The sequence below is a fragment of the Streptomyces sp. DSM 110735 genome (genome assembly GCF_016482685.1).
Taxonomy (GTDB): domain Bacteria; phylum Actinomycetota; class Actinomycetes; order Streptomycetales; family Streptomycetaceae; genus Streptomyces.
Map to the genome: position 1 here is coordinate 288,461 of NZ_JACYHF010000003.1, position 24,708 is coordinate 313,168.

20 protein-coding genes are annotated in these 24,708 nt (G+C 72.4%); 6 read left to right on the forward strand and 14 right to left on the reverse strand.

The window, feature by feature from the left end; all coding sequences use genetic code 11:
• Positions 1 to 110: 110 nt before the first annotated feature.
• The gene (locus tag IF655_RS06725) at positions 111 to 539 is read right to left on the reverse strand and encodes a hypothetical protein (RefSeq protein WP_199582915.1); all 429 of its coding nucleotides are present in this window, start codon (positions 537 to 539) and stop codon (positions 111 to 113) included.
• Positions 540 to 725: 186 nt separating this feature from the next.
• On the opposite strand from IF655_RS06725, the gene IF655_RS06730 reads away from it, so the two are divergent.
• Positions 726 to 1,085, forward strand: coding sequence for an antibiotic biosynthesis monooxygenase (locus tag IF655_RS06730; protein WP_199582917.1), 360 nt, complete (start codon positions 726 to 728; stop codon positions 1,083 to 1,085).
• Positions 1,086 to 1,390: 305 nt separating this feature from the next.
• A complete protein-coding gene (locus IF655_RS06735) occupies positions 1,391 to 2,047 on the forward strand; it encodes a zf-HC2 domain-containing protein (RefSeq protein WP_199582919.1) in 657 nt (218 codons plus the stop codon).
• A 42-nt stretch (positions 2,048 to 2,089) separates the two neighbouring features.
• Here IF655_RS06735 and IF655_RS06740 read toward each other — a convergent pair whose 3' ends face one another.
• The gene (locus IF655_RS06740; RefSeq protein ID WP_199582921.1) at positions 2,090 to 2,953 is read right to left on the reverse strand and encodes an Fpg/Nei family DNA glycosylase; all 864 of its coding nucleotides are present in this window, start codon (positions 2,951 to 2,953) and stop codon (positions 2,090 to 2,092) included.
• Positions 2,954 to 3,023: 70 nt separating this feature from the next.
• Positions 3,024 to 5,114, reverse strand: coding sequence for a SpoIIE family protein phosphatase (locus IF655_RS06745; protein ID WP_199582923.1), 2,091 nt, complete (start codon positions 5,112 to 5,114; stop codon positions 3,024 to 3,026).
• Positions 5,115 to 5,254: 140 nt separating this feature from the next.
• Between IF655_RS06745 and IF655_RS06750 the strand changes: the two genes are divergently transcribed.
• Together IF655_RS06750 and IF655_RS06755 are read left to right on the forward strand one after the other, a co-directional pair.
• Positions 5,255 to 6,667: a lipase maturation factor family protein gene (locus tag IF655_RS06750; RefSeq protein WP_199582925.1), complete on the forward strand. Its 1,413-nt coding sequence runs from the start codon at positions 5,255 to 5,257 to the stop codon at positions 6,665 to 6,667.
• A gap of 107 nt (positions 6,668 to 6,774) precedes the next feature.
• On the forward strand, positions 6,775 to 8,124 hold the full coding sequence (locus tag IF655_RS06755; protein ID WP_199582927.1) for an amidase: 1,350 nt from the start codon (positions 6,775 to 6,777) through the stop codon (positions 8,122 to 8,124).
• Positions 8,125 to 8,126: 2 nt separating this feature from the next.
• Here the strand turns inward: IF655_RS06755 and IF655_RS06760 are convergent, their stop codons facing one another.
• The 8 genes from IF655_RS06760 to IF655_RS06795 form a co-directional block, all read right to left on the reverse strand.
• Positions 8,127 to 8,609 carry a GNAT family N-acetyltransferase gene (locus tag IF655_RS06760; RefSeq protein WP_199582929.1) on the reverse strand — a complete coding sequence of 161 codons (483 nt, stop codon included), beginning with the start codon at positions 8,607 to 8,609 and terminating at the stop codon, positions 8,127 to 8,129.
• Between the two features lie 52 nt (positions 8,610 to 8,661).
• The gene (locus IF655_RS06765) at positions 8,662 to 8,835 is read right to left on the reverse strand and encodes a hypothetical protein (protein ID WP_199582931.1); all 174 of its coding nucleotides are present in this window, start codon (positions 8,833 to 8,835) and stop codon (positions 8,662 to 8,664) included.
• 217 nt (positions 8,836 to 9,052) lie between these two features.
• The gene (locus IF655_RS06770; protein WP_199582933.1) at positions 9,053 to 10,570 is read right to left on the reverse strand and encodes an SDR family NAD(P)-dependent oxidoreductase; all 1,518 of its coding nucleotides are present in this window, start codon (positions 10,568 to 10,570) and stop codon (positions 9,053 to 9,055) included.
• 135 nt (positions 10,571 to 10,705) lie between these two features.
• Positions 10,706 to 12,040: a wax ester/triacylglycerol synthase family O-acyltransferase gene (locus tag IF655_RS06775; protein ID WP_199582934.1), complete on the reverse strand. Its 1,335-nt coding sequence runs from the start codon at positions 12,038 to 12,040 to the stop codon at positions 10,706 to 10,708.
• Positions 12,041 to 12,185: 145 nt separating this feature from the next.
• The gene (locus IF655_RS06780) at positions 12,186 to 14,543 is read right to left on the reverse strand and encodes a GH92 family glycosyl hydrolase (RefSeq protein ID WP_199582936.1); all 2,358 of its coding nucleotides are present in this window, start codon (positions 14,541 to 14,543) and stop codon (positions 12,186 to 12,188) included.
• Positions 14,544 to 14,663: 120 nt separating this feature from the next.
• Entirely contained in the window at positions 14,664 to 15,884 is a 1,221-nt protein-coding gene (glgC, locus tag IF655_RS06785; protein ID WP_199582938.1) for a glucose-1-phosphate adenylyltransferase, read from the reverse strand.
• 52 nt (positions 15,885 to 15,936) lie between these two features.
• Positions 15,937 to 17,088, reverse strand: a complete 1,152-nt coding sequence (glgA, locus tag IF655_RS06790; protein WP_199582939.1) for a glycogen synthase — start codon at positions 17,086 to 17,088, stop codon at positions 15,937 to 15,939.
• Between the two features lie 39 nt (positions 17,089 to 17,127).
• Positions 17,128 to 17,862 carry a (2Fe-2S)-binding protein gene (locus IF655_RS06795; protein ID WP_199582940.1) on the reverse strand — a complete coding sequence of 245 codons (735 nt, stop codon included), beginning with the start codon at positions 17,860 to 17,862 and terminating at the stop codon, positions 17,128 to 17,130.
• 267 nt (positions 17,863 to 18,129) lie between these two features.
• On the opposite strand from IF655_RS06795, the gene IF655_RS06800 reads away from it, so the two are divergent.
• A complete protein-coding gene (locus tag IF655_RS06800) occupies positions 18,130 to 19,143 on the forward strand; it encodes a DMT family transporter (RefSeq protein WP_199582941.1) in 1,014 nt (337 codons plus the stop codon).
• A gap of 56 nt (positions 19,144 to 19,199) precedes the next feature.
• Here the strand turns inward: IF655_RS06800 and IF655_RS06805 are convergent, their stop codons facing one another.
• Positions 19,200 to 20,435, reverse strand: coding sequence for a transglycosylase family protein (locus tag IF655_RS06805; protein ID WP_199582942.1), 1,236 nt, complete (start codon positions 20,433 to 20,435; stop codon positions 19,200 to 19,202).
• 332 nt (positions 20,436 to 20,767) lie between these two features.
• Here IF655_RS06805 and gndA point away from each other — a divergent pair, with 332 nt between their 5' ends.
• The gene (gene gndA, locus IF655_RS06810) at positions 20,768 to 22,207 is read left to right on the forward strand and encodes an NADP-dependent phosphogluconate dehydrogenase (RefSeq protein WP_199582943.1); all 1,440 of its coding nucleotides are present in this window, start codon (positions 20,768 to 20,770) and stop codon (positions 22,205 to 22,207) included.
• A 620-nt stretch (positions 22,208 to 22,827) separates the two neighbouring features.
• Here gndA and panD read toward each other — a convergent pair.
• Positions 22,828 to 23,247, reverse strand: a complete 420-nt coding sequence (gene panD, locus IF655_RS06815) for an aspartate 1-decarboxylase (protein WP_199582950.1) — start codon at positions 23,245 to 23,247, stop codon at positions 22,828 to 22,830.
• Positions 23,248 to 23,366: 119 nt separating this feature from the next.
• Positions 23,367 to 24,575 (reverse strand): phospholipase D-like domain-containing protein, encoded by a 1,209-nt coding sequence (locus IF655_RS06820; RefSeq protein ID WP_307814870.1) that lies wholly within the window; start codon positions 24,573 to 24,575, stop codon positions 23,367 to 23,369.
• Positions 24,576 to 24,708: the final 133 nt, after the last annotated feature.

Here is a 24,708-nt window from a genome sequence, read left to right on the forward strand (position 1 = left end):
CTCGGCGTGCGCCCGGATCTCCCTCGTACTGGACGTACTCGGGTGATTCGGGCGTGCGGCGAGAGTGCGTGCCAGACGCCGCGGGCCCACGAAGATCCGCCGGACAGGCCCTAGGCAGTGCCGGGTATCCCCAGGGCGGTCAGGAACGCCGAGGCGAGTTCTTCCGCGAAGATCGCCGAGCCTGTGAGCGTCTGCCGGAGGGACTTCTCGTCGGGGGTCAGGGCGGCGGTGGTCGACCAGGTGAGGGCGTTGGTGACGGCGGGGTCGAGGGGGAAGTGGTCCAGGGGTATGTCGTAGCTGCCCGCCATGGCGCGGTTGAGGAGGGCTTCCCAGGGGGTGCCGTCCGGGGTGGCGCCCTCGATGAAGCCCACGTCGCTGTCGAGAAAGGTCACCGTGAGCGCCGGTGTGCCCGTTCGCTGGACGAACGTCGTCAGGCTGCGCCGTCCGGACTCGCCGAACTCGGTCGTCCGCCAGCCGTCCGCCAGCTCCTCCGGGTCGCCGAGGTCCGAGAACCCGGCCGCGCGCATGAGCTGTCGCACGTCTCCCGTGAACCGGGTCGTCAATGATCCGCCTGAATTTCCCATGCCCCGCAAGCTAGCGGGCGCCTCTGACAAGAGGTCTCCCGCCGGGCAGGCAGGCGTCCTTGGTCAAGAACTCGATCCCGTAGGGCTCCCGTTCGGGAAAAAGTCTGGTTCGCCCGGCGCGCGCCGCCCTACGGTGACGCCATGAGCGATCACCCGGAAGCGCCTGTCGTGCCCGTCGCCGCCTGCGAACCCCCGTACTACGCCGCCGTCTTCACCGCCGTCCGCACCGCGAACCAGCGCGGCTACGGCGAGACCAACGCCCGCATGGAAGACCTGGTCCGGTCCCTCCCCGGCTTCCTCGGCATGGACCACGCCCAGAACCCCGGCGGACTCTCCATCACCGTCGCCTACTTCCGCGACGCCGACGCCCTCACGGAGTGGCGCACCAACACCGAACACCGCGCGGCACAGCAGCGCGGACGGGACGACTGGTACCAGAGCTACACGCTGCACGTGGCGAAGGTGGAACGAAGCCACGGCTTCACACGGCCACAGGGCTGAACACCTGCCCAGCCCTCTCCCCCGCTTCAGCCGCCGTCGAGACCAGAATGTAACCAGCCATTTCCAGCAGACCAATCGCCCGCGACGGGCCGGCGCGGCACCCCCTCCACGCCCCCTGACCAGCCCCTTCCCCCGCCCCGCGAAACGGGCTGGAAATCACACCAATCCGAGTCGCCGCCCGCTCCGAATCTCTTCGCCGTGATTCGTGGATGGGGCTTGAGTGATTCGGCCGTGCTCTGCGTACGGATGGGTGCAACGAGTAACGAGCAACCCCCCACCCGCACCCACCGGCACGAGGTTTCGGCATGAGGTCCCTGGAAAGGCATCGCGACGTCGGCGCTTATGCGCTCGGCGTGCTGGACGAGGCGGATGCCTTCCGCTTCGAGGACCATCTCGTGGAGTGTCCCCAGTGCACGGCACGGGCGACCGAATTCGGTCCCACCGCACGGCAGTTGATGCTGTTCCGGCAGGCTACACCGCAGTTCGTGCCGCCGCTCGCACAGCCCGGACCCGGGATGCTGGAGCGGCTGCTCGGGGAGATCGGCGTACGGCGCAGAGCGCGTCACCGGCGCCTTCTGTACGGTCTCGCCGCCTCCGTCGTGCTGGCGGTCGCCGGTTCGGCGCTGGCGCTGCAGGTGGGGCCAAGTGCCGCGCCCGAGGCGAGGGTTACGGCGGCCACCGACCCCAGCACCGGCGTGTGGGCGCAGGTCACCGCCGAGGGGGCGGACTGGGGCAGCGGGCTGAGCGTGAAGGTGCGCGACTCCTCGGGACCGCACTCGTGCCGTCTGTTCGTCGTGGGGCGGGACGGTACGGAACAGGCGGTCGGCGGCTGGAACGTCGCGGCGCACGAGAGCGGGACGACCTCCACGACCGTCGGTTCCTCGATGAGCCCGGACGACATCGACCACTACGACGTACGCACCTCGGACGGACGCCGCCTGGTGACCCTCCCGGCCCGCTGAAACCCCGCTGAACCCGCGAACCCCCGTACAAGAACTGCCCGTTCACTTCAGCAGCCGCGACAGCCTCCGGTCCGCCAGCGGCTTCCCGCCCGTCTGGCACGTCGGGCAGTACTGGAGCGAGGAGTCGCTGAAGGAGACCTCGCGGATCGTGTCCCCGCACACCGGGCACGGTTCGCCGGTCCGGCCGTGGACGCGCAGCCCGCTCTTCTTCTCCGCCTTCAGCCGTCCCGCGGCCACGCCCCGCGACCGCTCCACCGCCTCGGTGAGGGTCGTGCGCAGCGCCTCGTACAGCCGGGAGGTCTCCTCGGGCGTCAGCGACGCCGCCAGCTTGAACGGGGACATCTTCGCGGCGTGCAGGATCTCGTCGCTGTAGGCGTTGCCGACCCCGGCGATCAGGGACTGGTCCCGCAGCGCGCCCTTGAGCTGCCGCCGCTCGCCCTTGAGCAGCCCGGACAGGCGCTCCTCGTCGAAGTCACCGGCCAGCGGGTCGGGGCCGAGGCGGGCGATGCCGGGCACCTCGGCCGCATCGCGCACGACGTACACCGCGAGCCGCTTCTGCGTCCCCGCCTCGGTCAGGTCGAAGCCCTCGCCGGTGTCCAGGGCGACGCGCAGCGCGAGCGGTCCCTTGCCGGGGCGCGGCGGCCCGTCCGGGAGCCGGTCGCGCCAGTGGAGCCAGCCCGCGCGGGCCAGATGGGTGATCAGGTGGAGACCACTGCCGGTCTCCAGGTCGAGGAACTTGCCGTACCGGCGCACGGCGGTGATCTCCGCGCCCTCCAGGGCGGTGACCGGCGGGTCGTAGGTCTTCAGGACGCTGATGGCCACCGGCAGGACGCGCACCACCCGGCGTCCCGCCAGGCTCTCGGTGAGGAAGTCCCTGAGCGCTTCCACCTCGGGCAGTTCCGGCATAGGTCCAGGGTGCCATCCGCCACCGGCGGCGTCAGGCGGACACGTACGGAAAACGGCAAGCGGGCGTACGTCAGCCCGCGCCGCCGTCCCGCTCCGCCCGTACCTCGAACTCGCACCACACGGCCTTGCCGCCGCCCCGCGCCTCCACTCCCCACCGGTCCGCCAGCAGCTCGACCAGGAGCAGCCCGCGCCCGGACACCCCCTCCGCGCCCGCCTCCCGCCGCCGGGGCAGGGCGCTGGAGGAGTCCTCGACCTCGACGCGGAGTCTGCGCTCGGGTCCGTCGAGCACCCGGAGGGTCACCGCCGCCGAGCCCTCCGTGTGCATGAGGACGTTGGTGACCAGCTCGTCGGTGACCAGCTCGATGTCGTCGGCGCGCTCGCGGGCGCCCCAGGCGCGTACGGCGGTGCGGATCATGTGGCGAGCGCGGGAGAGTGCCTCGGGGTCGCCGGGGGCGACATGGCGGCGCAGTCTGCCGCCCGCGAGCGGGGCGTCGGGGACGCGGCGCCGGAGCAGGAGCAGCGCCACGTCGTCCTCGCCGCCGCGTTCCTCGGCCATGCCGATCAGCCGCCCGGCGAGTTCGCGGACGTCGTGGGGTCCGGCGGCGACGGCGGAGGCGAGGGCGCGCATCCCGTCATCCAGGTCGACGCCGGGCTCTTCGACCAGGCCGTCGGTGCACAGGACCAGGGTGCGTCCGGGGTCGAGTTCGAGTGTGGTGATCGGGTACTCCAGACGGCCGAACTCGGCGGAGAGCCCGAGCGGCAGCCCGCCCTCGACGCAGATGCGGCGGCAGGTGCCGTCGGAGTAGCGCAGGAGCGGGTCGAGGTGGCCCGCGCGGACCATCTGGACGACACCGGTGGACAGGTCTGCCTGGGCGTAGAGGCAGGTCGCGAACCGGTCGGTGTCGAGTTCGTGCAGGAAGACGGAGGCGCGGGCCATCACCGCGGCCGGGGTGTGTCCCTCGGCGGCGTAGGCGCGCAGCACGATCCTGAGCTGGCCCATGACGGCGGCGGCGTGGGTGTCGTGACCCTGGACGTCGCCGATGACCGCGCCGACGCGTCCCCCGGGCAGCGGGATCAGGTCGTACCAGTCGCCGCCGATGTCGCGCCCGAGCGCCGCCGAGCGGTAGCGCACGGCGACCTCGGCGCCGCGCACGCTGGGGATGGTGCGGGGCAGCATCGCCTGCTGGAGGTTCTGGGCGAGGTCCTTGTCCTGCTCGTAGAGCATGGCGCGCTGCAGGCTCTGCGCGATGCTGCTGCCGAGCGCGACGAGGACGGCGCGTTCCTCGGCGGAGAAGCCGCGCCGGTCGCTGTAGAGCAGACCGAGGGCGCCGATGGGGCGGCCCTGCGCGATGAGCGGGAGGTAGGCGGCGGAGGTGATGTGCAGTCCGGTGAGGTGCGGCCAGAGGATGGGGTAGCCGTCGGCGAACTCCTCCGGGGACTCGATGAAGCGGGGGGCGAGGGTGCGCACGACCTCGCTCATCGGGTACTGCTCGTCGACCCGGGTGATCCGGGTGCCGGGCACGAAGCTCCCGGCCAGTCCCTCGGCGACCAGCCGGATCCGCCCCGCCTCCACCAGCCCCATGACCACGCTGGCCACACCGAGATGGCGGATGCCGTGGGTCTCCTTGAGCACGTCGATCACGTCGTGGACGCTGCGGGCGTGGGCGAGGGCGGCGGTGATGACCTGGACGACGTTGGTCTGGCGGCGGAACGCCTCGTCGCGCAGGGTGCGCGGTCCGTGCACGGGGCTCTCGGCGAGTTCCCTGGTGGCGTCCCGGACGATGCCGACGACCCGGTGCGGACGCCCGGTGCCGTCGCGGCGGATGGCGCCCTGGCTGTGGGTCCAGCGGTAGCTGCCGTCGCGGCGGCGGATGCGGAAGTAGGTGCCGTAGTGCTCGCTGCCGTCCTTGATGGCGCGGGCGACGACCGCGTCGAGGTGGGCTGCCTCGGGCGGCGGCATCCGGGCGGCGAGGGACTCCAGGCGGCCGTCGTACTCCTCGGGGAGCAGGTCGAAGACCTCGTGGGCGTGGGCGTCCAGGTGGAAGAGACCCGCGTCCAGGTCCCAGTCGAAGGTGCCCATGCCGTTGAGCGCCAGGATCGTGTCCGGGTGGGCGGGCGAGTCCTCCGGGAGTGACAGGGCACTCGCTCCCCGTTCAGCCATGGAGCCACCTTGCCAGCAATCGGCGGATTCTTCGAGTGCTGCACAGGCGTCCGGTTAGCCGGTCCGTGCCGCGCGGTACATGGAGTGGCGGGCGTCGAGCGACCGTGTCCGGAAGCGGTCGCGCGGGAGGCGGGAGCGTCGTGGACTGGTTCACCGCACCGGGGTACTGGCTGAGCCGGCTGGTGTTCCAGCGCGCCCTGGCCGGGCTGTATCTCGTGGCGTTCCTGACCGCCGCCCTCCAGTTCCGGGCGCTGCTGGGCGAGCGCGGGATGACGCCGATCCCCCGGTATCTGGCGCGCACGCGCTTTTGCCGCTCCCCGAGCCTGTTCCATCTGCACTACTCGGACCGCTTCTTCGCCGGGTGCGCGTGGGCGGGCTGCGCGGTGTCGGCGGCGCTGATCGCGGGGGTGGACTCGCTGCTGCCGCTGTGGGCGGGGGTGCTGCTCTGGCTGGTGCCGTGGGCGCTGTATCTGTCGATCGTGAACGTCGGCCAGACCTGGTACGCCTTCGGCTGGGAGTCGCTGCTCCTGGAGGTCGGGTTCCTCGCGGCGTTCCTCGGCAACGACGAGGTGGCGCCGCCCATCGTGGTGCTGTTCCTGCTGCGCTGGGTGCTGTTCCGGGTGGAGTTCGGCGCCGGGCTGATCAAGATCCGCGGCGACCGGTGCTGGCGCGACCTGACCTGCCTCTACTACCACCACGAGACCCAGCCGATGCCGGGCCCGCTGAGCTGGTTCTTCCACCATCTGCCGAAACCGCTGCACCGGGTGGAGGTCGCCGCCAACCACTTCACCCAACTCGTCGTGCCCTTCCTGTTGTTCACCCCGCAGCCGATCGCCTCGGCCGCCGCCGCGCTGATGATCGTGACCCAGCTCTGGCTGGTGCTGTCCGGGAACTTCGCCTGGCTGAACTGGATCACCATCGTGCTCGCGTTCTCCGCGCTGCTCCTGCCCACCCACGCGCCCTCGGTGCCCGCGGCGCCGCTCTGGTACGAGGTCCTGGTGCTCGCGGTCGGCGCGGGACTGCTCTTCCTGAGCCGTCGCCCGGTGCTGAACATGGTCTCCCGCCGCCAGGTGATGAACCGTTCCTACGACCCGCTGCACCTGGTCAACACCTACGGCGCGTTCGGCAGTGTGGGCCGGGTGCGGTACGAGGTGGTCGTCGAGGGCACCTACGACGATCCGCCCCGGGAGGACTCCGACTGGCGGGCGTACGAGTTCCGGGGCAAGCCGGGCGACCTGCGCCACTGGCCGCGCCAGTTCGCGCCGTACCATCTGCGTCTGGACTGGCTGATGTGGTTCGCCGCGCTGTCGCCGGGCTACGCCGGGGAATGGTTCGGCGGTCTGGTGGAACGGCTCCTGGAGGGCGACCGGGCGACCCTGCGTCTGCTGCGCCGCTCCCCCTTCCCGCCCGAGGCGCCGCCCCGGCACGTCCGCGCCCGGCTCTTCCGCTACCGGTTCACGGACTGGCGGGAGCTGCGGGAGACGGGTGCGTGCTGGGAGCGGGCGTACGTGCGGGACTATCTGCCGCCGACGCGGCTCACGGGGAGCGGGTGATTCCGCGCCGGTGAAGGACCGCCGGGCTCTCGACGCGGGGCACCCGAGCGGGCAAAGTGACCCTGCGTGCCCGGCGTCGGGTGCGCGGGAGATGACGAGGAGCGTCCGTGAACGACTGGGCCGGCCGGAGCGCCGCCGAGATCGCCGCCGCCGTGCGCGAGAAGCGCGCCACCCCGCGCGAGGTGGTCGCCGACCATCTGGTGCGGATCGAACGGCTCGACGGGCGGGTGGGCGCCTTCCGCGCGGTGCGCGCCGAGGCCGCGCTCGCGGAGGCGGACGAGGTCGCGGCCCGGGGCGATCTGGACCGGCTGCCGCTCGCGGGCGTACCGGTGGCGGTCAAGGACAACCTGCCGGTGCGCGGCGAGTCGGTGCGCAACGGCTCCGCCGCGACGCCGGACACCCCGGCAGCCGAGGACCATGTGACGGTGGCCCGGCTGCGGGCGGCGGGCGCGGTGGTCGTGGGTCTGACGAACGTGCCGGAGCTGTGCGTCTTCGGCACCTCCGAGAGCGTGTACGGCACCGCCCGCAACCCGTGGGACCTCACCCGCACGGCGGGCGGTTCCTCCGGGGGTAGCGCGGCGGCGGTGGCGGCGGGCATGGTGCCGCTCGCGGTGGGCAACGACGGCATGGGCTCGCTGCGCATCCCGGCCGCGCACTGCGGTCTGGTCACGCTGAAGTCCGGGCACGGGGTCGTCCCGGCCGGGATCGGCAACGGCGACTGGTTCGGGATGTCCGAGAACGGTCCCCTGGCCACCACGACCGAGGATCTGCGGCTGATGCTGTCGGTGCTCGCGGACACGGAGTTCACCGGACCCGCCGAGCCCGCGCCGCGCCGGATCGCGGTGGCACTGCGCAGCCCGCTGGCCGGGATCCCGGTGAACGGCGCGTACACCGCCGCGGTGCGCCGCGCGGCAGAGCTGCTCGCCGGGGCGGGCCACACGGTCCGCGAGGACGAGCCGCCCTATCCGCTCGACCTCGGGGTGACCGCGATGCGCACCTGGACGGCGGGTACGGCGGTGGACGCGGCGGAGCTGGACCCGGCGCTGCTCGCCGCGCGCACCCGGACGCACGCCGCCGTCGGCCGCCGCTTCGTCGGCTCGGCGCGGCGCGGGGAGGCGCGGGAGCGGCTGCGGGAGCGTCTCGCGCCGTTCTTCGCCGAGCACGAGGTGCTGCTGACCCCGGCGCTGGCGCGGCGCGGTCCGAAGGCGGACGCCTGGCACGAGCGCGGTTGGGTGTCCAACCTCCTGGTGAACAGCGCCTGTTCACCCTTCACCCCGGTCTGGAACCTGACCGGCTGGCCCGCGATGTCGGTGCCCTTCGGCAGGCTGTCCGACTCGGGCGCCCCGTGCGCGGTGCAGTTGGTGGGCCGTCCGGGCAGTGAGCCCGTACTGCTGGCGGTGGCCGAGGAGTTGGAGCGGCTGCTGCCGTGGCCGCGCACGGCGCCGCTGGAGCCGTAGTCTCAGAGCGCCCGGTACATGATGTGCAGCCCGACCCGGCCGTGCCGGGGGTGTTCGAAGGCGTCCGGGACCGTGCCGAGGACGGTGAAGCCGAGGGCGGTCCACAGGCGGACGGCGGGGTTGGTCTCCACGACGGCGTTGAAGACCATCGCGCGGAAGCCCTGGTCCCGCGCCTCGGCGAGGACGTGTTCGGCGAGGGCGCGGCCGACTCCGCGTCCGGCGCGGTCGGGGTCGACCATGAAGGCGGCGTTGGCGATGCCCGCGGCGGGTCCGCCGTAGTTCGGGGTGAGGAAGGCGGAGCCGGTGAGGGTTTTGTCCGCGTCCTCGGCGACGTAGACCCGGTGGGGCGGGGCGGTCCACAGTCGCCGGGCCGCTTCCTCGGTGGTGCCGGGGTCCCAGGTGTAGGTCTCCCCGGCGGCGACGATCCGGTGCCAGAACGGCCAGATCCGCGGCCAGTCGGCGGCCACGGCTTCTCTGATCTGCATGGGCGCGAGTGTGTCACGCCCACGCGGGGCTGATACGGCGCTCTGCCCGGGGTCAGTCCACGCTGGGCAGGATGTGCGGCTCGGCGAGGTCTTCCTCGTAGCCGGCCAGGCGGATCGGGGCGGAGCGGGCCCACACGTCGAGGCTGCCGAGTTCTCCGGGCCTGCGGCGGGTCCGCTCCGGGCGTTCGTCGGGGCCCTGTTCGCGATTCGCCTTCTCCGGTGTCACCGCGCACTCCCTCTGTGTCGGGTCGCCCCTCTCCGTTCAGGTTAACCAAATGAGCGGGGCTCCGCTCGACAGTGAGTGCAAACAAGACGTAAGCATTGCGGGTCGCCCCGACCTCAATACCCCACGATGTGTTGCGATTTCATGACACGCGCACCGCGTGACCGTCCGCCGGGTTCACCCACTCGGCCTACGGACCGTCACGCGGTGCCCCGTGGTTTCACCACTTGCCGGGCGCGTAGTCCTTCATGAAGACGCCGTAGAGGTCGTCGCCCAGCTCGCCGCGCACGATCGGGTCGTATACACGCGCGGCGCCGTCGACCAGGTCGAGCGGAGCGTGGAAACCCTCCTCGGCCAGGCGCAGCTTGTCGAAGTGGGGGCGCTCGTCGGTGATCCAGCCGGTGTCGACCGAGGTCATCAGGATGCGGTCGGTGTCGAACATCTCCTGGCCGCTGGTGCGCGTCACCATGTTCATCGCGGCCTTGGCGGCGTTGGTGTTCGGGTGGCCCGCGCCCTTGTAGCCACGGGCGAAGACGCCCTCCATGGCGGAGACGTTCACGACGTACGCCCGTCCGCTCGCCGCCTTCCTCGCCGCCTCGGCCATGCTCGGGCGGAGCTTGCTGATCAGGATGAACGGCGCCGTGTAGTTGCACAACTGGGTCTCGAGCAGCTCCACCGGGGAGATCTGCTCGATGGTCTGCACCCAGGTGTTGGTGTCGACCACGTCGGGGAGCAGACCGCCCGCGTCGATGGCGGTGCCGTCCAGGTGCCGGGCGACGCTCGCGTTGCCCGCGACCAGGGCGAGGTCGGCGACCTTCTGGGCCTCGATGCCGCTGGTGCCGAGGGGCAGCGCGGCCAGACCGCCCACCGCGCCGGAGTTGAAGGCGCCGATCACGTGGTGGGCGGGCAGCTCACCGGCGGGCAGCGGGGCGCTCTCGCCGTCGACCAGGGCGGCGTAGGCGGACGCCAGCCGCCGCACGGTCTGGGTGGCGTTGTTGACCAGGATGTCCAGCGGGCCCGCGTCGGCGACCTGGTCCGCGAGGGCCACCGCCTGGGCGGGGTCGCGCAGGTCGATGCCGACGACCTCCAGGCGGTGCATCCAGTCCGCGGAGTCCTCCATCGCCTTGAAGCGGCGGATGGCGTCCTTGGGGAACCGTGTGGTGATCGTGGTGTGCGCGCCGTCGCGCAGCAGGCGCAGCGCGATGTACATGCCGATCTTGGCGCGACCGCCGGTGAGCAGGGCGCGCTTGCCGGTGAGGTCGGCGCGGGCGTCGCGCTTGTCGCGGTTGAGCCGGGCGCAGTCGGGACAGAGCTGGTGGTAGAAGTAGTCGACCTCGACGTAGCGGGTCTTGCAGGTGTAGCAGGAGCGCGGGCGCTGGAGTATGCCCGCGATCCTGCCCGCCTCGACCTTGGAAGTGGGCAGGATGCCCTCGGTCTCGTCGTCGATGCGCTCGGCGGAGCCGGTGGCGGTGGCCTCGGTGACGGCGCGGTCGTGCGCGGTCTTGGCAGCGCGGCGCTCCTGGCGGCGGCGCTGCTTGACCGTGCGGTAGATGTGCGAGGTGGCCCGGCGCACCGCGATCGCGTCGGGGTGGTCCACGTCGATCCGGTCCAGCTCCTCCAGCACGCTCAGGCAGACGGCCAGGCGCTCCGGGTCGATGCCGGGTCCGTGGACCACCTCGTCGACGTCCTCCGTGGACACCGAGCCCATGGACGCCGCGCCCTCCTCTGTCACCGTCATCGCGCTGCCGCTTTCCCTGATCACCCGAGCGGCGCCGGACTGGCGCACGCTGTCGAACGGGGAATTTTACGGAGCGTCCGGCCCCGGGACCAAACCCGTGGCCGGACCGGTGACCCATGTCTCCCGGAGCCGTGCTCAGCAGACCTCGCAGGCGGCGATCAGCGCCGCCGTCTCGTCCGTGAGCGCGCGGGCGAGAAGGTCCAGGTCGGGCACCGCGCGGGCGTCCGCGACGAGGCCGTAGTGGACGCGTCCCCGGTAGGTGGAGACGGCGACCGCGAGGGACTGGCCCGGAGCGAGCGGGGCGAGCGGATAGACCTCCGTGAGCTGGTGGCCGCCGAGCTTCAGGCCGATGCCGGGCAGGGGCACGCTGGTGACGAGGATGTCGAACCAGAGCCGGGCTGCCTGGCCGACCAGCGGACCGCCGAGCCGGTGTCCGAGCGCGGGCACGTGGTCCGCGAGCAGGGCGACGGCTCCGGCGCCCCGGTGCGGTCCCGCGTCCTTGTTGCGCAGCATCGCGGTGCGCACGGAGTCCAGGCGGCCCAGCGGATCGGGGTCGCCGACCGGAAGCCGTATCAGGTACCCGGAGAGCCGGTTGCCCTGCGGGTGGGCGGTGCGCGGGCGGCGCCGGGAGACCGGGATGAGCGCGCGCGGCGCGACTCCCTCACTGCCGTCGCCGCGCTCGTCCAGCCAGCGGCGCAGCGCCCCGGCGACGACGGCGATCAGCACGTCGTTGACGGTGCCGCCGACGCTCTTGCGGATGCGGTGCACGTCGTCGATGTCGAGGACGGCTCCGGCGATCCGGCGGGTGCCGCTGGGCGCGGAGGTCAGCGCGGGGGTGGGGCGCATCCCGAGGGTGGAGCGGGCCAGCGAGGCGCCGATGTCCAGAGCCCGGCCCACGTCGGACAGGGTGTCCTTGACCAGTCCGGGGACGCGTCCGGGCAGCGCGCGCACCTCGGAGAGCAGTCCGCGCGGCGGCTGGGCGGGGCGCGGGGCGCGCTCGGGCAGCTCGACGGGGTCGAGGAGACCGGCCGCGAGCTTCAGGGCGCGCAGCCCGTCGGCGAGGGCGTGGTGGAACTTGAACAGCACGGCGAAGGACACGCCGTCCTCGCCGGGCAGCACATGCGCCTCCCAGGGCGGACGCCCGCGCCCGAGGGGGCGCTGCATGAGGCGTCCCGCCATGGCGTGGAAGTCGGCGGTCGGCGCGTGCAGCCGTACGTGGTCGAGGGGGTCGAAGTCCGGGACCTCCTCGCGGGTGGCGCCGCCGAAGGCGAGGGGCTGCCACACGTCGCGGATCCGCATCCGCAGCCCGGGCACCGCGGCGGCGCGCGCGGCGAGCAGGTCGGCGGCGTGCGCGCCCGCGGTCGGCGAGTGCGTGGCGAAGATCCCGAGGGCGCCCAGGTGCATCGGGTGCCGGTCGGACTCCATGTTCCAGAAGGCGAGGTCGAGTGGAGCGAGCAGGTCGGAAGTCAAGGGCGTGCCTCGCGTCGTCGACGGGTGGTTGTGTGCAGTCAATCCCCGAACCCCGATTACGGTCAAGTGCGATCACGTTACGCTCAGTTAACAGCAGATAAAGTCTCGCCCCCGGTGAGGGGGCGGGACTCGTCAGACCGTGAGGTCACCTCAGTACCGGGGGCGCCGCGCCGGGCTCCGTGCCCCACTCGGACGGGCGCGGGCCGACCGTGAACGCCAGCGCGCGCAGGGAACGCAGGGAGCGCGTCGACAGCCAGGTCCGCTCGTGCGCGGCGCCGTCCGCGCGGACGCCCTGGATGTACCGGGCGGCGTTCGTGGTGCCCGGCGCGGTGACGGTCAGGGCGCCCGTCGGCCAGTAGCGGCGGTCCAGGGTGAGATCGACCCGGTCGAAGACGGGAGTGGACAGACCCCAGGTGTCGTAGCCGGGCTGGACCGGGAAGATCCCGATCGAGGAGAGCACCATCCAGGCGGACATCGTGCCGAGGTCGTCGTTGCCGGTCATGCCGGTCGGGGTGTCGGTGAAGAGGGTCAGCGCGGCGTGCACCACGTCGGTGGTCTTCCAGGGCTGCCCGGTGGAGAGATAGGTGTAGGGGGCGATCAGGTCGGTCTCGTTCTGCGGGTTGTAGGTGGCGGCGTTGTAGTAGTCGTACGGATCGCCGTGCACCCACACCGTGCGGGCGGTGCCCTCGGGGTCGGTGAGCAGCCGGTCGTAGGCGAAGAAGGAGTCGAGCCGCCGCCCGGCCGCCCGGGCTCCGCCGATCAGGTCGATCACGCCGGGCAGGTCCTGCGGCACGAGCCACTGGTACTGCCAGGCGGTGCCCTCGTGGAAGCCGGTGCCCCGCGCCGGGTCGGCAGGACCGGTGAAGGCGCCGGAGGCGTCGCGGGCGCGGAAGAAGCCGGTCGACGGGTCGAAGACGTTGCGGTAGTTGCGGGCGCGGGCGGCGTAGCGCGCCGCGTCCTCCGGGTGACCGAGACCGCGTGCCATCTGGGCCAGCATGGCGTCGGCGAGGGCGTACTCCAGGGTCACGGAGGCGCCGAAGTGGTAGTCGGAGTCGCCCGTCTTGGCGTAGGGGCGCCCCTGGACGTACGGCGCGAACCCCTGGGCGAGGTACTCCTTGTTGGCCTCGCGTCCGACGCCCGGGTAGGCGGCCGGGGGCACGCCGTCGGCGTTCTTCCTGAGCGCCTTGTACGCCCGCTCCTCGAAGCCCTTGAGCAGCCCCATCTGATAGGCGGTGGTGAGGAACGGGGTGACCGGGTCGCCGGTCATGATGTTCGTCTCGACCGTGCCGTAGCCCCACTTGGGCAGCCAGCCGCCGTCCTCGTCGATCCGCACCACCGAGCGCGCCATGTCGCGGGCCTCGCGCGGGGCGAGCAGGGCGAGGAGCTGCGCCTGGGTGCGGTACGTGTCCCACAGGGACCAGTTCTGGTAGTAGGTGAAGCCGTCGGCGTGGTGGGGCTTCTGGTCCCAGCCGGTGTAGCGGCCGTCGGCGTCGCTGCCGATGTTCGGCGCCAGGAACGAGCGGTACAGCGAGGAGTAGAAGGTACGGCGCAGGGTGTCCGCGCCGCCGCCGACGTGGACGGTGCCGAGCCGCCGCCCCCACTCCGCGCGGGCGCGCCGCCGTACGTCGTCGAAGGAACGGCCGCCCTCCGCGCGGAGGTTGAGGGCAGCGCCGCGCGCGTCCACGTACGACAGGGCGGTGGTCGCCTCGACGGTGCGGTCCTCGGTGGTGTCGAAGCGGACGTACGCCCCGCCCGTCCCGGTCTTCGCGCCGTCGGTGACCGTGGAGCCGGTCCAGGTGCCGTGGGCGGTGAAGGGGCGGCTGAAGCGGGTGATCGTGTAGACGGCGTACGGTCCGGTGTCCCGGCAGAAGCCGTGACCGCCGATCCGGGTGCGGACGGTGCGGTCGTCCAGGATCTCGACCTCGCTGCCGCCGGGCTTGTGCAGCGACTGGGCGGCGTTGAGCAGGACGTTGGCCCTGGTGGTGGCGGGGAAGGTGTAGCGCTGGACGCCGGTGCGGGCGGTCGCGGTCAGCTCGGCGCGGATGCCGGAGTCGAGACCGACACGGTAGTAGCCGGGGCTCGCCTCCTCGTCGGCGTGGCGGAACCCGGCGGCGTAGCGGGCGTAGTCGGTGGTGGTCACGTCGCCGGTGGTGGGCAGCACGGGCAGGTCGCCGCCGATCCTGCAGCCGACGCCGGAGAGATGGACCAGCGAGAAGCCCCGGATACGGGTCTGCCCGTAGTCGTAGCCGGTGCTGTGGCCGGTGTCCGGGGAGAGCTGGACCATGCCGAAGGGCACGGTGGCGCCGGGGAAGGTGTTGCCCTCGTTCTGGCTCCCGATGAAGGGGTTGACGAGGTCGGTGAGGGGGCCGTCGGCCCGCGCCGCGCTGTCCGTGGGGGCGCCCTCGGTGGCACCCGCGGCGGGGCTCGCGGTGGGGTTGGCGACCAGCGCGGACGCTGCCAGCACTCCGGCCAGGCACAGCCGGGTGCGCCGGGTCCGTCTCATGGATGGCCTTTCGGGGTTCGACGTCGTTGCCTGCATCGTGCGGGTCGGACGACGTGAACCCGGGCATCCCGGGCGGAATGTGTCGGCGCGTCGCGCGTACGGCTCGCCGGTGGCGGCGGGTCAGGTCACGAGCTGTCCCTTGCCCAGCGCGATGACCCCGCCCTGGGAGACGGTGTACAGCTCGGCGTCCCGGTCCGGGTTGACCCCGATGGTCGCGCCGGGCGGAACCTCCACGTTCTTGTCGAGCACGGCACCCCGCACCACCGCGCCCCGCCCGACGCGCACGTTGTCGTGCAGCACCGAGCCCTGGACGACCGCGCCCGGGTCGATCCGCACCCCCGGCGACAGCACCGAGCGGGTGACCTGGCCCTTGATGAGGCAGCCCGCGCTGATGATGGACTCGCTCGCGATGCCGCCCGCGTTGAAGCGCGCCGGGGAGAGCTGGCCCGAGTGGGTGTAGATGGGCCACTGGCGGTTGTAGAGGTTGAACGCCGGGCGCTCGGCGATCAGGTCCATGTGGGCGTCGTAGTAGGCGTCGAGCGTGCCCACGTCGCGCCAGTAGCCCTGGTCGCGGCTGGTCTCGCCGGGCACGTGGTTGTCGCCGAAGTCGTAGAGCTGCGCCTCACCGCGACCGGTGAGCTGGGGCAGGATCGAGCCGCCCATGTCGTGCACGGACTCCTCGTCCTCCGCGTCCCGCTGGAGCGCCTCGATGAGGACCTTGGTGGTGAAGACGTAGTTGCCCATGGAGGCGAACACCGAGGCGGGGTCGTCGGCCAGACCCGGCGGGTCGGCGGGCTTCTCCAGGAAGCGCTGGACCGTACGGCCGTCCGAGCCCGGGGTGATCACGCCGAAGGACGAGGACTCCGCCCGGGGCACCCGGATGCCGGCCACCGTGACGCCCGCGCCGCCCTCGATGTGCTGGCGGAGCATCTGGCGCGGGTCCATGCGGTAGACGTGGTCGGCGCCGAACACCGCGACGTACTCGGGCTGTTCGTCGTGGACCAGGTTCAGCGACTGCAGGAGCGCGTCGGCGCTGCCCAGGTACCAGCGCGGGCCGAGCCGCTGCTGCGCCGGGACCGGGGTGACGTAGTTGCCGAGCAGGCTGGACATCCGCCAGGTGGTGGTGACGTGCCGGTCCAGCGAGTGCGACTTGTACTGGGTGAGCACGCAGATGCGCAGCACGTCGGCGTTGACCAGGTTGGACAGCACGAAGTCGACCAGCCGGTAGGTGCCGCCGAAGGTGACCGCCGGTTTGGCGCGGTCCGTGGTGAGCGGCATCAGCCGCTTGCCCTCCCCGCCCGCCAGGACGATCCCGAGCACCGAAGGTCCCCCTCGCCGCATGGCCACTCCCCTCACCGTGGATGAACCCATGGATGCCCCCGACCCGGGGGGACTAAGCCTGCGCGAGGATCTCCTCGTACAGCGCCGCCGTGCGCCGGGCCACCGCGTCCCAGCCGAACTCCGTTGTCGCGCGCACCCGTCCCGCCTCTCCCATGCGGGCGCCCGCCGCCGGGTCGGCGAGCACGGTGTCCAGGGCGCGGGCGAGGTTCGTCTCGAACTCCCCGTCCACGTCGACCAGGAGACCCGTGCGTCCGTCGTCGACGACCTCGGGGATCCCGCCGGTCCGGGAGGCGACCACGGGGGTTCCGCACGCCATGGCCTCCAGGTTGACGATGCCCAGCGGTTCGTAGACGGACGGGCACACGAACACGGCGGCATGGGTGAGGAGTTGGATGACGTCGGCGCGTGGCAGCATCTGCGGGATCCACAGCACGCCCGCGCGCTCCGCGCTCACCTCCTGGTACAGCTCGCGGAACTCCCGGTCGATCTCCGGGGTGTCGGGCGCGCCCGCGCAGAGCACCACCTGCACTCCGGGGTCGATCCGCCGTACCGCGCGCAGCAGTTGGGGCACGCCCTTCTGGCGGGTGATCCGGCCGACGAAGAGGACGTAGGGTCGGTCCGGGTCAACTCCGTTGCGTACCAGGGCTTCTGTGCCCAGGTCGGGGCGGTACAGGGCGGTGTCGATGCCGTTGTGGATCACGTGGACGCGGGCGGGATCGAGCGCCGGGTAGCAGGCGAGGATGTCGTCGCGCATGGCGCCGGAGACGGCGATCACCGCGTCCGCCGCCTCGATCGCGGTGCGCTCGGCCCAGCCCGACAGGGCGTATCCGCCGCCCAGTTGCTCCGCTTTCCAGGGGCGCAGCGGCTCCAGCGAGTGCGCGGTCACCACGTGCGGGACGCCGTAGAGAAGCTTGGCGAGGTGACCGCCGAGGTTGGCGTACCAGGTGTGCGAGTGGACCAGGTCGCGGTCCTCCAGGGCGGCGGTCATGGAGAGGTCCACGGAGAAGGTGCGCAGCGCGTCGTTGGCGCCGTCCAGGGCGGTCCAGGGGCGGTGGCGTACGACCCCGGTGCTGCGGCCCTCGCCCCAGCAGTGCGTCTCCAGGTCCACCAGGCGGGACAACTCCCGCGCCAGGAACTCGACATGGACGCCCGCGCCGCCGTACACGTCCGGGGGGAACTCCCGGGTCAGCAGTCCCACTCGCACCGGACAACCCCCTGGACTCGGCGGCAGGTTCCCTCATGGTCACCCAGAAGCGGCGCGCGGGGAAGAGCCCGGAGCCCGTGTGAAGCAGCAGTCTCCGCAGACCCCGCCGCCGGGGACGCGGTAGTAGAGGCAGCAGCTACGGCGCCGGAACGCCGTCCCGGCACGCACTCCGGTGCCGTGCAGCGGGGACCGGGCGAAGAGGGCGTCCATGAGGGCGGCGGTGCGTTCCGCCACGTCGGTACGGCCGTTCGCCCGTGCCCACTGGACCAGTTGGCGCGCGGCTCCCACGAGCGCCGACGCCGCGTTGCCCCACAGCAGCCCGGCGGCGATCCCGTACCGGTCCCTCAGGGTGTCCGCCAGGGGCGCGAGGTGGGCGCGCAGGACGGTGTCCGCGAGGGTGTCCGCGTCCCCGGGCAGCGGGCGTACGGCGGTGAGCCACAGGTCGTCGGGGGCGCTCGCCGCGGGGTCCCAGTGGAGCGGTCCCAGGTCGGGGGCCTCGCCGTACAGGACGGCGCAGGCCAGCGCGGGCGACCACAGCCGGGCGGCGAGACCCTGCTGGGCGATGGAGGCGCGCACCCGGGGCTCGGTGACACGGAGGCGGTCGCCGACGAGGGTCACGCGGGCGTCCAGGGCGTCGTGTTGAACGCCGGGGGTGGTCGTCCCGTACACCTCCGTGAGGAGTTGCCCCGGCGCGGGGGCACCGTCCGGGAGCGTGCGCAGGGCGAAGAAGCCGCCGAGCGGGCGCAGTGCGGTGAGGTCGGGATCGAGGGCCACGTCCGCACTTGTATCAGGCGCATCAGGGGTGGATCGGGGTCGGATCAGGGTTGGATCGGGGTCGGACGTCAGGGCGGAGTCAGGGCAGGGCGGACGAAGTCACCCGCCTCGGGGATGATCGGGAGGCTTTCGTACTCCATCGGCAGTAGGACGCATCGCGTGCTCGGGGAGGACGACTTGGGGCGCGCGGGCGGGCAGAGTTGCGCCCATGGAAGCCGACCGCGCACCGCGCCGGGCCCAGCGGGCCCTTTTTCGAGGGAGCCTCAGATGAGCGCCCTCGCGCTGTCCGTCCTGCTGTCGTTCGTGTCCGCCGTGGCGTACGCGGGCGGCGCCCTCGCGCAGGAGCGGGTCGCGGTGTCCTGCCCGGACGCCCGGTTCCTGCCGCTGCGCCGGGCCGGCTGGTGGGCGGCGCTCGGGCTGAACGGGCTCGGCGCCGTGCTGCACGTCGTCGCGCTCGCCTACGGCCCGCTCAGCCTGGTCCAGCCGCTGGGCGCGCTGACCATCGTCTTCGCGCTGCCGATGGCGGTGCTGCTCGTGGGCCGTCCGACAGGGGCGGCCGCCTGGCGCGGCGCGGTGATGGCGACGGCGGGGCTCGCGGGGCTGCTCGCGCTGGTCGGCTCGGCCGAGGCGCACAACCTGGACCCTGCCCGGCGCACGGCCGTCGCGCTGGTCGCGGGCGGCGTGGTCGTGGCGCTGATGGTGGCGGGCCGCGCCGCGCACCGCAGTCCGGCGGTGCGCGGGGTGTTCCTCGCGGCGGGCGCCGGTACGGCCTTCGGCATGGGCTCGGTGTTCACGAAGACGGTCGCCGCCGACTGGAGCGACGGACCCGGACTCGGGGACCTGTCCTCGCTGGTGCTGATCGGCGTCTTCTCGGCGGCGGGCGTACTGCTCTCCCAGGCGGCGTACCGGGGCGGCGGTCTGGCCGCGCCGCTGGCCACGCTGACCGTGATCAACCCGGTGCTGGCGGCGGTCGTCGGCATCCTGATGTTCGGCGAGACGTTCCGCCACGGCACGACGGGCACGGTGCTCGCGCTGGCGTGCGGGGTGGTGACGGCGGGCGGGCTGATCCTGCTGACGACGGAGCGGCCGGAGGCGGAAGCGGACACGGAGGTGCCCGCGGCACGCTCCGCGCTGTCCGAGGCGCGCGCCGAGGGGCTGCCTCCGGTGGATTTTCCGCCGACCGCGCTGGACGCCGTCAAGGTGCTGCCCGGACCCCGGCGCGCCGAGGCGCTCGTACCGGACGTGGAGGCGGTACGCGGACCTGAGGGGCGCGCCGCCTGAACTCCGTACGACACGAAGGGTGACCGTCGGGCCCGGCCGCAACGGCCGGGCCGCGCTCAGAGTTTGACGCCGTGTGCCCGCAGGAAGGCGAGCGGGTCGACGTCCGAGCCGAAGCCGGGCCCGGTGCGCACCTCGAAGTGCAGATGCGGGCCCGTCACGTTGCCGGTCGCGCCGGACCGGCCGACGCGCTGTCCCATGGCCACGTGCTGCCCGGCGCGCACGGAGATCGCGGAGAGGTGGGCGTACTGCGTGTACCGGCCGTCCGCGTGCCGGATGACCACCTGGTAGCCGTACGACCCGCCCCAGCCCGCCGACACCACCTGCCCGGCGCCCGCCGCCTTGACCGAGGTGCCGGTGGGCACCAGGAAGTCGACGCCCGTGTGGTAGCCCTTCGACCAGTAGGAGCCGCCCGCGCGGTACCCGGTGCCGATGGGGGCGCTGACCGGCGCCATGAACCCGCTCGTGGAGGCGGGGTGGGCGGCGGTCTTGTGGGTGGGCGCCTTGTGCGTGGGCGCCTTGGGCGCGGGGGTCTTGTGTTCCGGTGCGGTCTTCTCGCGCGCGGGCTTGGCCTTGGGGGTCGTCGCGTGGGCGGTCGCCCCCGTGCCGGGCCGCAGGCTGAGCCGCTGTCCCGGCAGGATCAGGTCGGGATCGGAGCCGATGACCGACCGGTTGCCCGTGTACAGCCCGTGCCAGCCGCCGCGTACCTCGTGCTCGTCGGCGATGCCGGAGAGGGTGTCGCCGTGCACGACCGTGTACATCTCGGCGCGGCCCGCGCGGGACTGGGGGATGGTCTGGGGGCTGACGTCGTGCGCCTTCTCGCTCCGCGTGGGGCGGGTGGTGGCGCTGTCGGTGTGGGGCGTGGCGGTGCGTGCCGGGGCGGACTCGGTGTGGGCCGGTGCTGAGGCTGGGGTTCCGCCCCTGGTGAGCCCCGCGCGTACCGAGCAGACGGGCCACGCGCCCGGACCCTGCGCGTCGAGGACCTTCTCGGCGACGGCGATCTGCTGCTCGCGGGTGGCCAGGTCGGCGCGGGGGGCGTAGTGGGTGCCGCCGTACGCCTCCCAGGTGGAGCGGGTGAACTGGAGCCCGCCGTAGAAGCCGTTGCCCGTGTTGATGCTCCAGTTGCCGCTGGACTCGCAGGCGGCGACCTTGTTCCAGGTGGAGGGCGCGGCCGCGTCGGCGGTGCCGGCGGCGACCAGCGGGATCGCGAGTCCGGCGCCTCCCGCCGTGACGGTGAGCGAGGCCCGGTTGATCCTGCTGGGCTGATACCGGCGATGCCGGCCGCGTACGGCCATCTCCGCAATCCCCTCGACATGTGTCAGGAGGGGCAAAAGTAAGGGCAGGGCACAGGCCGTCACAAGAGGGGAATCCGGCCGAAGTCGAAGGCCGATTCGCCCCATAGGTTTGGATTCCTGATGGGGTGAAAGAAGCCGCCTGTCAGGGCACGGCGAGGCTGTCGGCAGCGGATTTCGCCCTACGCTCCCGTGAACTGAGCCGAGGAGCGCCTCCCGTCCGTAAACATGCGTGGCGGGCCGGATGTGCGCTCGCCGGGGCGGCGCGACAGGATGGGCCGCGAGGCCCGCACCGACGGAGCCGCACACCACGATGCAGCTAGGGAGCAGGCGGTATGAGCAGTTCAGCGCAGATCGGCGTCACCGGCCTCGCGGTCATGGGCCGCAACCTCGCCCGGAACTTCGCGCGCAACGGCTACACGGTCGCCGTGCACAACCGCACGGCGTCGAAGACGCGTGAGCTGGTCGAGGAGTTCGGCGGCGAGGGCGAGTTCGTCCCGGCCGAGACCGCGAAGGAGTTCGTGGAGTCCCTGGAGCGCCCGCGCCGCCTGGTCGTCATGGTGAAGGCGGGTGAGCCGACGGACGCGGTGATCGAGGAGTTCGCGCCGCTCCTGGAGCCCGGCGACATGATCATCGACGGGGGCAACGCGCACTTCGCGGACACCCGGCGCCGGGAGCGGGAACTGCGTGAGCAGGGCATCCACTTCGTCGGCACGGGCATCTCCGGCGGCGAGGAGGGCGCGCTCCACGGCCCGAGCATCATGCCGGGCGGCTCGGTGGAGTCGTACGACTCGCTGGGCCCGATGCTGGAGAAGATCTCCGCCAAGGCGGACGACGGCGCGCCCTGTGTGACGCACGTGGGACCCGACGGCGCCGGGCACTTCGTGAAGATGGTGCACAACGGCATCGAGTACGCCGACATGCAGCTCATCGGTGAGGCGTACCAGTTGCTGCGCGACGTCGCCGGGTACTCCCCCGCCGAGATCGCGGACATCTTCCGCACCTGGAACCGGGGCCGTCTCGACTCGTACCTGATCGAGATCACCGCCGAGGTGCTGTCCCACGTGGACGCGGAGACCGGCAAGCCCTTCGTGGACGTGGTGGTCGACCAGGCCGAGCAGAAGGGCACCGGGCGCTGGACGGTCCAGATCGCCCTCGACCTCGGCGTGCCGGTCTCGGGCATCGCGGAGGCGGTCTTCGCCCGCTCCCTCTCGGGCCACGCGGCGCTGCGGGACGCTTCCCGCGACCTGGCGGGTCCGACGGCGACCCCGCTGAGCAAGGAGGAGGCCGCCGCCTTCGCCGACAAGGTCGAGCAGGCGCTGTACGCCTCCAAGATCGTCTCGTACACCCAGGGCTTCCACGAGATCGCGGCGGGCAGCGCGGAGTACGACTGGGACATCGACCTCGGCGAGGTCGCCTCCATCTGGCGCGGGGGCTGCATCATCCGCGCCGCCTTCCTCGACCGCATCCGCGCCGCGTACGACGCCCGCCCCGACCTGCCGTCGCTCCTGTCGGACGAGACCTTCGCCCGCGAGATCGCCGAGGCGCAGGACGACTGGCGCGAGGTCCTCATCGCCGCCACCCGCCAGGGCGTCCCCGCCCCCGGCTTCGCGGCGGCCCTCGCCTACTACGACGCCCTCCGCGCGGAGCGCCTGCCGGCGGCTCTGACCCAGGGACAGCGGGACTACTTCGGCGCGCACACGTATCGCCGGGTGGACAAGGACGGCTCGTTCCACACGCTGTGGGGCGGGGACCGGGCGGAGGTTCGAGCGTAGGGACGGGGTGTGCGGGGCGGGGCGGCGGGAGTTGCTGAGGTCGCGTCGCCCCGGCGGGGCGGGACGGCTGAGGTTGGCTTGCCCCTTCGGGGGTGACCGGCTCTCTCCTCGGTGCTCGGGAGACTGAGGTTGCCCCGGCGCCGCCCTCGACGCGAAGGGAGCCCGGCTCGGACCGGGCTCCTCGCTCCTCCCGTCAACCCTCCGGCGTGAGCGGTGGCCCCGGCTCGGGGCTGGGTACGGGCTCGGGCCCGGGCGGAATCGGAGACGGGGACGGTCCCGGCGGGACCGGCTCGGGACCCGGGGGTACGGGCGGCACCGGAGACGGCGGAGTCGGCGACGGGCCGGGCGGCACCGGGGACGGCGGGGTCGGCTCAGGACCTGGCGGTACCGGAGGCGGTGTCGGACCCGGTCCCGGCGGCGTCGGTCCGGGACCCGGCTCCGGCGGCGGCACCGGGCTCGGATACGGATCCGGCGGCGTGGGCCCCGCACCGGGCGCCGGCGCGGGGGGTACGGGATCGGGATTCGGCTGGGTCATGACTGTCCTCCGGACGGTCCCCGGACCTGGTGACCCGGGACCACCACCCGACTACCCGACCACCCCGCGCTCACTCACCGCGCCCTCACGCCGAAACGGCCTGCGGGCTCCGCTCCTGATCCGACCCCGGCACCGGCTCGGACGGATCGGCCCCGAGCGCGACGATCCGGTTCTCCCCGTCGACATGCACGACCTTCGGCGTCAGCGCCCGCGCCTCGGCGTCGTCGACCTGCGCGTAACTGATCAGAATCACCAGATCCCCAGGGTGCACGAGGTGCGCGGCGGCCCCATTGATCCCGATGACCCCGGACCCCCGCTCCCCCTCGATGACGTACGTCTCCAGCCGCGCCCCATTGGTGATGTCCACAATGTGCACCAGCTCACCGGGCAGCAGATCGGCAGCGTCCAGCAGATCCGCGTCGATCGTCACGGATCCCACGTAGTGCAGGTCGGCCTGGGTGACGGTGGCGCGATGGATCTTGGACTTGAACATGGTGCGCAGCATGAGGAAACTCCCGATTCGTCTGCTCCCTGCCTGCTGTTGCAGGTCAAGGGCGTCGTTCGGAGGTTACCTCGTTTCGAGGTCAGGATCACGGGCGACAGAACATCGCCGCCCGCCTCGCGTCACAAGAAACGTCGCACCGGCATGACCGCAGCCTCCTTCAGTCGCTGGAGGGCGGCTCTTCGGCGCCATCTGGCGAGGTCGATGGCCACGCTGTTCTTCAGGTCGGCGTCGTAGTCGCGGTCGAGGGCGGCGGTGAAGTCCTCGTCCAGGACGGCGAGCATGACCTCCTCGTCGTGGTCCATGGAGCGGCGGTTGAAGTTGGTGGAGCCGATCAGGGACGCCACCGAGTCCACGGTGATGATCTTGGCGTGCATCATGGTCGGTTGGTACTGGCGGATGTCGACGCCCGCGCGCAGCAGCCGGGTGTAGTGGTGCTGTCCGGCGAGCTGGCAGGCGCGCTGGTCGGTGTGCGGGCCGGGTAGCAGGATCTCGACCTCGACGCCCCGGCGGGCGGTGCGGCACAGGAGGTCGATGAAGTAGTCGTCGGGGGCGAAGTAGGCCGTGGCCAGGCGGAAGCGTTCCTCGGCGGAGGTGAGCATGACCCGGATCAGGGTCTGCATGTCCTGCCAGCCGATGCTGGCCGAGCCGCGCACGACCTGGACGATCGAACTGCCGATCTGCTCGTGCTCGGTGAAGCGGTCGCGGTCGTCGAAGAGTTCGTCGTGGCACTCGGCCCAGTTCTGGGCGAAAGCGGCGGCGATCCCGTCGACCGCCGGTCCCCGCACCTGGACGTGGGTGTCACGCCACTCGCCGGGGTTGCGGGCGTCGCCGCACCACTCCTCCGCGATCCCGACGCCGCCGGTGAACGCGGTGTGCTCGTCCACGATCAGAGCCTTGCGGTGACAGCGGTGGTTCTGCTTGAAGGGCGAGAGCCAGACGGGCTTGCGGAACCAGGCGACCTGGACTCCGGCTTCGTCCATGAGGTCCAGCAGTCCCCGCTCGATCCGCTGGGCGCCGAACCCGTCGAGCAGCAGCCGTACCCGGACACCCGCCCGTGCCCGTTCGGCGAGGGCGGCGGCGAAGTCGCGGGCGATCTGGCCGCGCCAGTACACGAAGGTCATCATGTCGATCGTGTGCCTCGCCGAGCCGATGGCCGTCAGCATGGCGGGGAAGATGGCGCTGCCGTTGCGCAGCGGGATCAGCTCGTTCCCCTCGGTCGCGGCCACCCCGATCAGCCGCTCCAGGCGGCGGCGCAGGCGCTGCTTGCGGGCTTCGGCGCTCAGGGAGCCACCGGGGGCGAGACCTGCCGGTATGCCGTCGAGGGTCACAGCGAATTCTCCAGTTGTGGTGTTGCGCGAATCGGATCGGAACGGAACGGCCGGTGGCCCCGAGGACCCTCATGCCCGGCACTCGGCCCGTCATCCCGCGTCAGTGAACCACCCCACAGGGGAAACGCCCGGG